Here is an 8,499-nt window from a genome sequence, read left to right as displayed (position 1 = left end):
ATCTTCTCGTCCCGTAATCTCAACCAGATGTAATTCCGGGTCAGTGACTTTGGCAGAGATTCCACAGCCTACACCACAATAGGCACATGTCGTCTTGATTACAGCTGGCTCTCTATTGACATGCATGATGAATTCCCTGTTCGCTGAAAGCGTTATTATTTTAAATGGATGACCGGCAGGTTGGTTCAAACGGAGTGAGCCCCAACAACTTTACCGTTGATTGCAGATAGCTTGTTGGGGCTCGCATTCGCTCGGCCCAACCTACGCAGCCGGTAAAAAACGCTGACCGAAGATTAACTGCTGCCTCATACCCGAAATATCGGTACCGGATTCCATTAATTCCTGATACCAGAGGCCATCCGTCACATCCCCATATAACAGGATACCTTTTAACCGGTTATTATTAATAACCAGTTTGCGGTAGATCCCCGAATCCTGAGCACTCAGCGTGACCACCTCGTCAGTTCCCTGTGAGTTAAACTCACCACTTGAAAACAGGTCGACCCCATCAACTTTAAGATTGGTGGGAATAGGTACAGGAACAAAAGTCTGGCTGTGATCATCCAGCAATGTCGCAGCAACAATTTCACCATGACGATAGACAGGGGCCACCAGACCAAATAACAGGGACTCTTCATCCAGCTGCATTTGCGCGCATTCACCCACCGTGAATATATCCGGATCGGACGTCTGTAGTTGTTCATTGACCAGAACACCACGGTCACATTCCAGCCCGGCATCCTGCATCAGTTGTATATTGGGTCTGACACCCGCCGTAACCACCACCAGTGACGCCGGAAGGTATTCACCCTCTATCTGAACACCGCAAACACGCCCACCGGACCCTTCATAAGATTTCAATGTGGCACTGCTGCGAAAAGCAATTCCCCTGCGCTCCAGTTCTTCGCGCAACAGATTGCCTGCATGATGATCCAGCTGCCGGGCCATGGGGATGGGCATATTATCAACAATGGTGACCGACATACCCCGCTTTGCCAGACCACTGCCGCATTCAAGACCCAGCAAACCGCCACCAATGACAACGGCCTGCCCCTTACCGGCTTCCAGCATTAAATTGACATCATTCAGGCTGCGAAACGCCAGCACGCCTTGCAGGTCGACACCGGGAACGGGAATCTTATTGGGCAAAGAACCGGTTGACAGAACAAGACGATCATAGTCAAACGTATGACCACCCTGAGTAACTACACGCTTTAAAGCACGATCAATGCCTGTGGCTTTATACGCTTCCCCCATAAACAGAGCTATGCCCTGTTGCTGATACCAGGATTCGCTCTTGAGATGAATACCTTCAAGATCAATACTACCCGCCAGCAGTTTCGATAACTGAATCCGGTTATAACCTGGACAGGCTTCCTCAGAAAGCACGGTCACCTGAAATGAACACTGACCGCTGGCAAACAGCTGTTCCAGAAACCGGACAGAGCCCATCCCGTTACCAATCACCACCAGCTTTTGTCGTCTATCCGGCTTTTGATAACTGCTCATCATCAGGCTACCTGCGAAACAAGTGGTGCAGCCATGACCTGAATAGCACCATCATGGAGACGGACAGGAAATACATTCAAACTGACATCATCGTCTTCAAGGCATTGACCGGTAGCTAAATCAAAGTGTTGTTTATAGATGGGAGAGGCCACAACTACACGCCCCTGCAAATCACCAACAATCCCCCTGGAGATCACATTTGCGCCACTGAACGGATCAAAATTATCCAGGGCAAAGAACTGATCCCCAACCCGAAAAACAGCTACCTGATGACTACCCACCAAAGCACAGGTGCCAAGGTTTGAAGATAGCTGCTCATCATGACAAATCGTCGTCCACTGGCTCATTATGAAATCTCCTTCAGCTGGATTTTTTCCTGCCCGGTAGCCGGACGTATCTGACTCCGCTCATCCACAAACACAACATTGCTGTCCAGCTGGTCGCTATTGATAAAGTGGTTAAAGCGTTTGAGCTTTTCGGGGCTTTCCAGTGTTGTTTTCCACTCACACTGATAGGTGCCGACCAGATGAGTCATCTCATCTTCCAGCTCATGATTAATGTCCAGACTGTCGTCAATAATCACCGATTTGAGATAGTCCAGCCCCCCCTCCAGGTTATCCAGCCAGACCGACGTTCTCTGGAGCCGGTCAGCTGTGCGAATATAAAACATCAGGAAGCGATCAATGGTTTTGACCAGCGTCTCATCATCGAGTTCGGTGGCAAACAGATCAGCATGACGGGGCTTCATACCTCCATTGCCGCCTACATAAAGATTCCAGCCTTTTTCTGTGGCGATCACCCCCACATCTTTACTCTGGGCTTCAGCGCACTCCCGGGTACAACCGGAAACGGCCATTTTGATTTTATGGGGTGAGCGCACTCCCCGATAACGGTTTTCAATGGCGATCGCCATACTGGTGCTATCCAGAACGCCATAACGACACCAGGTACTGCCCACACAGGATTTCACCGTTCTCAGGGATTTTCCGTAGGCATGCCCGGTTTCAAAACCGGCATCCACCAGACGCTTCCAGATGGCCGGCAACTCATTCACCTGCGCGCCAAACAGATCAATCCGCTGGCCACCGGTGATTTTTGTATAAAGATTAAAATCCTTAGCCACTTCACCAATAACAATTAGCTTTTCCGGGGTAATCTCACCACCAGGCACCCGGGGTACGATGGAATAGGTGCCGTCCTTTTGCATATTGCCCAAAAAGTAATCATTAGTGTCCTGTAATGGTGCATGATCATTTTTCAGAATGTAGTCATTCCAGCAGGAGGCCAATATTGAGCCAATGGTGGGTTTACAGATATCACAGCCAATCCCACGACCATGCTTGTCTATCACCTGGGCAAACGACTTCAGCTCGCCAACCCGTACCAGGTGATAAAGCTCCTGCCGTGAATGGGAAAAGTGCTCACAAATATCTTTTTTGACTTCAACACCCAGTTGAGTCAATTCATGATCCAATACCTGCTTAACCAGCTGGGCACAACCGCCACAACCGGTACCCGCACTGGTTTCAGCCTTGAGAGCAGCGATATCCTGACAGCCTCCGGCAACGGCGCCTGTCAGATCACCTTTACTGACATTAAAACAGGAACATATCTGGGCCGTTTCCGGCAACGCAGCAATCCCCAACCCCGGGCTGGCAGAACCATCACTCTGAGGTAAAATAAGCTCGGCAGGATTGGCGGGTGGTACCATGTCATTCAACATCATCTGCAACAGCGTGCCATAGTCGTCTGCATCCCCGACCAGAACCGCACCCAACACTCTTTTTTTGGTTTTGGATACGACCAGTTTTTTATAAACCTGTTTTTCCTGATCAATAAACTGGTAACTGAGTGAACCTTTGGTATTACCATGAGCGTCACCAATACTGGCCACATCCACACCCATCAATTTGAGTTTTGTACTCATATCAGCACCGGTAAACTGGCTATTGCCCTTGCCGGTTAAATGATCAACAGCCACCTGAGCCATTTGATAACCCGGCGCAACCAGTCCAAAAATCCGGTTTTCCCATAGCGCACACTCGCCAATGGCGTAAATAGATTCATCAGATGTCAGACAGTCATTATTAATAACAATGCCACCACGCTCACCCATGGTAAGTTCAGCCTGTTTAGCCAGTTCATCCCGGGGACGAATACCGGCAGAAAACAGCACAATATCGGTATTCAAAACCTCACCATCAGCAAACTGCATCTGATGTACAGTATCTTCCCCATCAGTAATCAGCCGGGTATTTTTGCCCGTATGAATTTGCACACCCAGCGCTTCGATCTTCTGTCGAAGCATGGCACCACCACCGTCATCCACCTGAACGGCCATCAGGCGTGGTGCAAATTCCACAACATGTGTTTCAAGACCAAGGTCTTTTAATGCCTTAGCCGCTTCCAGTCCCAGCAGACCGCCACCAACCACTGCGCCCACTTTGCTGTTGCCTGCCGCTTTGGCAATGGCTTCCAGATCGTCGATGGTGCGGTAAACAAAACAGTTATCCCGTTCATGCCCCGGCACGGGGGGTACAAAAGGATAAGAGCCGGTTGCCAGCACCAGTTTGTCGTATTGAATGATTCTTTCTTTATTCGTGGTTAATTCACCGGTATCACCATTAATAGCCCTTTTTATAGAAAGAACGGCTTCATTCAGAACCAGATCAATTCCGTTCTCCTGATAAAAGCCTTCAGGCACCATGGAAAGGTCTTCAGCACTGCGTCCATTGAAAAATTCGGTCAGGTGTACACGGTCATAGGCAGGCCGGCTTTCTTCACCAAAAACAACCACCTGATACTGCTCCAGGCCACCAGCGGCCACCAGCTTTTCCATAAAGCTGTGGCCGACCATGCCATTACCGACCACTACCAGGGTTTGTTTCCTGCCCATTTCGGCCCATCCTTCTTAATTATTGTAAAGAGTCAATTCGCTTATCTAGCTCGTCAAACCTCTTAAGCAGCTTTTGTGCCATTTATTATTTCCCTCATGGCTCTCACCGAATAGAAAGCGGTACAAAAAAACAAATACAACAATTGATGAACTAAATCCCTTCTCCCTGATCTATACGGTAACCGGAGTTGACTGTGAGCCTTTACTGTGGACACCAATGCGATTAATTTGTGCACCATTTGCAATCTGAATATGGATGGATCAAATGCCTTCGAGTTTGAATGCGGCCATGCTTTTCACAGAGTCTGCATCCCTCAGCCGACTGCTGGCAGGTACACGTGTCCGGCATCGTCATGTGAGCCTCAAAGACACATGAGCACTCGGATAGAACGCAGGCACACCAGGGGGTTAGCGGAACGATTAGCAGAATATAATATTGCTATCGCGCGCCTTAATCCCATTTCAATAGAAACAATGAGTTACATCTCCTCGGCAGCATCTATCTATTTGGTCAGATACTGGATGGGCTATCCTATCGACCATGATGCAATACTCCGTGGGGCGCTGAATGGTTCAGCAATTGGCACTGCGGCAGGAAGTGCGGTGGAAAATATTACCGGTAGCAGAGTACTCAGAGCTATCGCCGAAACAGGCACTGCGGTTATAACAACCTACGTTTCCGCCAGTTATTATTCGGCTTACACTGATAAACCCATAGAACGATAGAATTCTCGCCCCATAAAAAGCCCTGAGCATTTCCCCCCGCGCCTTTTTGGTGCGCACATTTCAAAGTTTACCTTTATACCTGCCCGTTTCCGAGCTGGCCTGAACCTTGCTTTGCTGTAAAAAACTTCCCATAAAAATCCCCATCAGCCAGTGGACGATTAACCGCCATGAACAACCCGGATCGTTTTAATCTCTTTTCATTTGAAGGTAAAACCAAAATCCTTCACTTATCGTGGATGGCCTTCTTTATTACCTTTGTCGTCTGGTTTAACCATGCGCCTCTGACTCTGATGGTTTCCGAATCTCTGGGACTCACCCGGGAACAGTTGAAAACCATGCTGATTCTGAATGTCGCCCTGACCATTCCAGCCAGAGTCCTGATCGGCATGCTCACCGACCATTTTGGCCCTCGTAAAACCTACTCAGCCTTACTGGCAGTCTGCAGCATTCCCTGTTTTATGTACGCCCTGGCTGACAATTTTACCCAGGCAGCCATTGCCCGTTTTCTGCTGGGAACCATTGGTGCCGGTTTTGTTATTGGAATTCGTATCGTTTCCGAGTGGTTTCCCGCACGTCAGTTGGGCGCGGCTGAAGGCATTTATGGCGGTTGGGGAAACTTTGGTTCAGCGGTTGCCGCCATGAGCCTGCCGGGCCTTGCGGTTTTCTTTGGTGGCGACGATGGCTGGCGCTACGCCGTTGCCCTTACCGGGCTGCTGTCTCTTGGTTTCAGTTTTATCTACTATTTCAATGTAACGGATACGCCAAAAGGCGCCACTTACTTCAAACCCAAAAATATCGGCGGCATGGAAGTCACCTCAAAAGGCGATTTCTTCCTGTTACTGCTGATGAAGATTCCGATGTACGCCGCACTGGCATTACTGGCCTGGAAGCTGTCACCCAACGGCGTCAGCATGTTGTCTTCCGACACGGTCAACGCCCTCTATTTTGTTCTGGTTATTCTCTGTCTGTTTGATTGCTGGAAAGTATGGCAAATTAATAAAGAGATATTCACTACCCCGGTACCCACCATTCACCAATATCAATTCAAACAGGTGGCGGTATTAAATGTCCTGTACTTTGCCACCTTTGGTTCCGAATTAGCCGTGATTTCCATGCTGCCACTGTTTTTCGCCGACACCTTCGGGCTAAGTCCGGTAATGGCCGGACTGGTTGCATCGGCCTACGCCTTCATGAACCTGATGTCCAGACCCGGTGGCGGCATTATCAGTGACCGTTATGGCCGCAAACTGACCCTGCTGATTATGACGGCCGGTTTAGCCGTGGGTTACCTGGTGATGAGTCTCATTGATTCCAGCTGGCCTCTGGCTCTTGCGGTCATTGCCGCCATGACCTGCTCCTTTTTTGTCCAGGCCGGTGAAGGCGCTGTCTTTGCCGCCGTACCATTAATCAAGCGTCGTCTAACTGGACAAATTGCCGGAATGACCGGCGCCTATGGTAATGTGGGTGCCGTCTTCTACCTGACCGTACTTTCAATGGTGAGTTATCAAACCTTTTTCCTGGTGATAGCTGCCACTGCCTGCCTTGGTTTTCTGGTGCTGCTGATGATGGAAGAACCTAAAGGTCAAATGGCCGAAGTGATGCCCGATGGCAGCGTTACCATGATTGATGTGGCATAAGAGAAATAATAAACATGCAGACACCCAGGCTGGAAACCTCCGCTCACTCAATAGCAGGTATCAAACCTGAAAATCAGGATGCCTGGGTCTCTGAAGTACCTGAAAAAACGTCACAGTACATCCATAAAGGAGCACTGCTCGCCATTGCCGATGGTGTCAGTGCCTGCAGTGAAGCCCGTAAAGCCAGTCATACCGCTGTTTCCAGTTTTACTTCCGACTATTACAGCACGCCGGATTCCTGGACTATCCGCCATTCAGCAGCCAAAGTCCTCAACGCCCTCAACCGGTGGCTCTACCAGCAGGGCCATCAGGATCCACGGGAGATGGGTAGCTGGTGTACGACCTTTACAGCGGTGGTCATCAAATCCACCACCGCTCATATCATCCATACCGGAGATTCCAGGGCCTGGCGCTATCGAAACGGTCACCTGGAATGTCTGACGCAGGACCACGTCGCCAGTATGGGAGGACGCCAATTCCTGGGACGAGCCCTGGGAATGAGTCCGGGTATTGAAATTGATTATCGAATGGAGCCTCTGGCAGAAGGCGATATCCTGCTGCTAACCACCGATGGCATTCACGATGTTTTATCAGAGGATGAACTCAGCGAAACACTCCGGAATACTCTTGACCTGAATAGCGACCTGAATAGCGACCTGAATGGTGACCTGAACAGTGCCAGCCAGACACTGGTGGACAGAGCATTGAAACAGGGCAGTACAGACAACCTCAGTTGCGTCATCTGTCGTATCATTCAATTACCCGCTGGTGAGCAGGATGAAAGACTGCAGCAACTGGCTGAACTGCACTTCCCGCCGGAACTCTACCCGGGACAAAGCCTTGATGGCTACCGGGTACTGGAAACCCTGCACGCCAGCAAACGCAGTCAGTTGTATCTTGCGGAAGATAGGGATACAGGGCTTCAGGTTGTTCTGAAAACACCCTCTGTCAACTTTGAAGACGACCCGGATTATCTGGAAGGCTTTGTTCGTGAAGAATGGATTGGCCGTCGTATAAAACACCCATCCATTATGAAAGTCCTCGCGCCAAAACCAGGACGAAAATTTCTATATCATGTCTGTGAGTATATTAAAGGCCAGACACTTCGGGCCTGGATGCAGGATCACCCATGCCCCGAGCTGATTGAAGTCCGGGAGCTGGCACGCCAGATTATCAATGCTGTGCGGGGACTGCACCGACTTCAGGTTCTGCACCAGGATCTCAAACCTGAAAATCTGATGATTGATTCTGATGGCAGAATAAAGCTCATTGATTTTGGGACTGCCCGGGTAGCAGGAGAAATTACTGAGTCCCTGTTTGATGATCAAGGCAGCGTTCCCCAGGGAACCAAAAACTACACGGCACCGGAATACTTTCTTAATGGCTGGGTTGATGAAAGAGCAGATCAGTTCTCAATAGGTGTAATAATCTATGAAATGTTGACCGGCCAGCTCCCCTACCCCGAACAATCTGGCGACAATATTCGTGTGCGTCACTATCAACACATGCAGTATCAACCCGCCATGAACTTACCCGGCTGGATTGATGCCACCCTTGCCAAAGCGACAGCTCCCGACCCGGCCAGGCGCTATACGTCACTTTCCGAGTTCCTCCATGACCTGACCCAGCCAAACCCTCATTTTGAAAAGCCCGCTTTCCAACCATTGATAGAGAAAAAACCATTACTGACCTGGCAGCTCATCAGCTTTCTTTTGCTATGTTTGAATTTGT

At 49.6% G+C, this 8,499-nt stretch carries 7 protein-coding genes; 3 read left to right on the top strand and 4 right to left on the bottom strand.

What is annotated here, in order from left to right; translation table 11 throughout:
• From RM811_RS14040 to nirB, 4 genes are all read right to left on the bottom strand, one after another.
• Window positions 1–126 (bottom strand): hypothetical protein (locus RM811_RS14040; RefSeq protein ID WP_402525377.1); only part of this gene is annotated, 126 nt, incomplete at its 3' end.
• Between the two features lie 135 nt (window positions 127–261).
• Window positions 262–1,512, bottom strand: a complete 1,251-nt coding sequence (locus RM811_RS14035) for an NAD(P)/FAD-dependent oxidoreductase (protein ID WP_402525375.1) — start codon at window positions 1,510–1,512, stop codon at window positions 262–264.
• The gene (nirD, locus tag RM811_RS14030) at window positions 1,512–1,856 is read right to left on the bottom strand and encodes a nitrite reductase small subunit NirD (protein WP_402525373.1); all 345 of its coding nucleotides are present in this window, start codon (window positions 1,854–1,856) and stop codon (window positions 1,512–1,514) included. The genes RM811_RS14035 and nirD overlap by 1 nt, the downstream gene beginning before the upstream one ends.
• Window positions 1,856–4,405, bottom strand: a complete 2,550-nt coding sequence (gene nirB, locus RM811_RS14025) for a nitrite reductase large subunit NirB (protein ID WP_402525371.1) — start codon at window positions 4,403–4,405, stop codon at window positions 1,856–1,858. The genes nirD and nirB overlap by 1 nt, the downstream gene beginning before the upstream one ends.
• Window positions 4,406–4,927: 522 nt before the next feature.
• On the opposite strand from nirB, the gene RM811_RS14015 reads away from it, so the two are divergent.
• From RM811_RS14015 to RM811_RS14005, 3 genes are all read left to right on the top strand, one after another.
• Window positions 4,928–5,131 carry a hypothetical protein gene (locus RM811_RS14015; protein ID WP_402525379.1) on the top strand — a complete coding sequence of 68 codons (204 nt, stop codon included), beginning with the start codon at window positions 4,928–4,930 and terminating at the stop codon, window positions 5,129–5,131.
• Between the two features lie 167 nt (window positions 5,132–5,298).
• The gene (locus tag RM811_RS14010) at window positions 5,299–6,768 is read left to right on the top strand and encodes a NarK family nitrate/nitrite MFS transporter (RefSeq protein ID WP_402525369.1); all 1,470 of its coding nucleotides are present in this window, start codon (window positions 5,299–5,301) and stop codon (window positions 6,766–6,768) included.
• Between the two features lie 14 nt (window positions 6,769–6,782).
• A partial coding sequence (locus RM811_RS14005) for a protein kinase domain-containing protein (protein ID WP_402525366.1) occupies window positions 6,783–8,499 on the top strand: 1,717 nt, incomplete at its 3' end.

This window comes from Endozoicomonas sp. (genome assembly GCF_031844845.1).
In the GTDB taxonomy this organism is placed as follows: Bacteria; Pseudomonadota; Gammaproteobacteria; order Pseudomonadales; family Endozoicomonadaceae; genus Endozoicomonas.
This window is presented reverse-complemented; position numbering and strand designations above follow the sequence as displayed.